Here is a 1,697-nt window from a genome sequence, read left to right on the forward strand (position 1 = left end):
CCTGAAAAACATGTTTCGCCAAGTCTAGTCCAATCGTGCTAACTTCGTTCATGGACGCTTCCTCATTTGTGACGGTTCAACACCCTTCACTTTGGCACATCGATGCCGTCGAGGGGCGTCCACCCCATCACAGCAGGAGCAGCAAAAAACAAGTCTTTCGAGCCGCGATTCAAGATTGACCACGCGGCTTCGCCGATGCCAGAAACCACACAGCCAGAACGCCTCGCGCCCCGGGCGACATCAAATCGGAAGGGTGGGCGAGATCATCTCGGAATCCTGGGCGAGATCAAATCGGTACACCCGGGCGAGATCATCGGAATCCGCAGTTGACGTCGTTGAGCTTGCAGGTGGCGACGATCGACGCGAGCAAGGCCCAGTTTTCTGCCCCGATTTCATGACCAGCGAAAAGCGCATTTTTCCTGGTCAGGCAAACTGGCCGGATGGCGTTCTCGACTGTGTTGGTGTGTGTGCCTTGCCAAGGCGCACTGTTCTCCCTGGTGAAAATCCAGGCCGGCGAACTCTCGCTCCAGCCGGAAGTACTCGGAGCGGGTCAGGAGGCGACGAATGACCTGAAGCACTCTGAGAAAAGGCCCCTTTTGGGGGACATCGGTCCGCGCGGGCCGCAACTTGCGAGTGAACACTGAGCAGGCTCCGAAAGCGTCATCGTGGGAGTCGACCCGCCATACTGTGCGCTGGGCAGCGCGTGAATCAGGAGGGTTGAAGTCCCTTCGGTGCTCGAATGAGGAGGACCGTATCCGAAGACGGGGGTAATGCCTCGTTGGCCAGACGCGAGAGCGTTTGGAGGACAGGGTGTCCGGAGCGATCCGGAATCCGAAGGGTTTGAGGAGAAGTATCGGGCTGTAATCGAGGGGCAACCCACAGATGAACAGGTCGGCCAAAGATGGGGCAAGGTCGAGCCCGCAGTATGGGGGCGAAGGCGTTACTCATTCACCCATCGTACCAAGGTGTTTGCTGACGGCACGATACGGAAGATTCATGCGTGACCCCAGGAGACCTGCCTGTGTCTGCATATTTCACTGATGGTGAGCAGCGATTTCGCGCGATCGTGAGCGATGAATTCAGACGATCGTGAGCAGCCCGCTCCGGCCGAGGCGGTCATAGAGTCAGCGTTCTGGCTGCTCGTCAAGGGTGATGGTTTTAGCGTTGCGTTTTCGCATGCGTCGCCGACGAGCTGGAGGCGGTGCGCGTTATGGACGAGACGATCCAGGATGGCGTCAGCGAGCGTAGGGTCACCGAACACGACAGAGTGCCCCTATTTTGGAACGGGTCGTGTCTCACGTCACGATCACCGACCCGCATCATTTTCTGTTTGGGCACCGGCTTGAGGTGCTGAAGAAGCGGTCGGGGCGCGGTCCCGCCTACGTCGTTGTCGCGCTGCCGGACGGCCGGCCGCGGGCAGTTCGGATTGCGTCGACGGATCTTGCCGAGACGCCAATCACTTCCCGCCCGAACGCCGCCGATCTGCCGCGCATCAGTGCACGTACGCTGATCCCATTGATGCAACATTTGAGCGCGAGTCTGAGCCTTCTCGACGAGAAGGTGATTCGCGATGACCCACCGACCGCTTCCAGGTCGCGTTGCGTATCGACCCCTGCCGATGTTGGCAAATCCACCTGGCCGTCCGACGGCCGAGATTCCGCGACCGCGACGCAAACCCAGATCGCTCAAATCCTCGC

1 protein-coding gene and 2 pseudogenes are annotated in these 1,697 nt (G+C 59.6%); 1 reads left to right on the forward strand and 2 read right to left on the reverse strand.

The features are described 5' to 3' along the window. Positions 1-325: 325 nt before the first annotated feature. Both D6B98_RS39535 and D6B98_RS40430 read right to left on the reverse strand, forming a co-directional pair. Positions 326-463 (reverse strand): annotated as a pseudogene (locus D6B98_RS39535) (IS66 family transposase); the annotation flags it as partial. 693 nt (positions 464-1,156) lie between these two features. Beyond that, a pseudogene (locus D6B98_RS40430) lies at positions 1,157-1,261 on the reverse strand (ATP-binding protein); the annotation flags it as partial. Positions 1,262-1,290: 29 nt separating this feature from the next. Here D6B98_RS40430 and D6B98_RS39545 point away from each other — a divergent pair. Next, the coding region (locus D6B98_RS39545; protein WP_164719175.1) for a hypothetical protein at positions 1,291-1,697 on the forward strand (407 nt) is incomplete at its 3' end.

Source organism: Bradyrhizobium sp. LVM 105, from assembly GCF_003957705.1.
GTDB classification, from domain to species: domain Bacteria; phylum Pseudomonadota; class Alphaproteobacteria; order Rhizobiales; family Xanthobacteraceae; genus Bradyrhizobium; species Bradyrhizobium frederickii.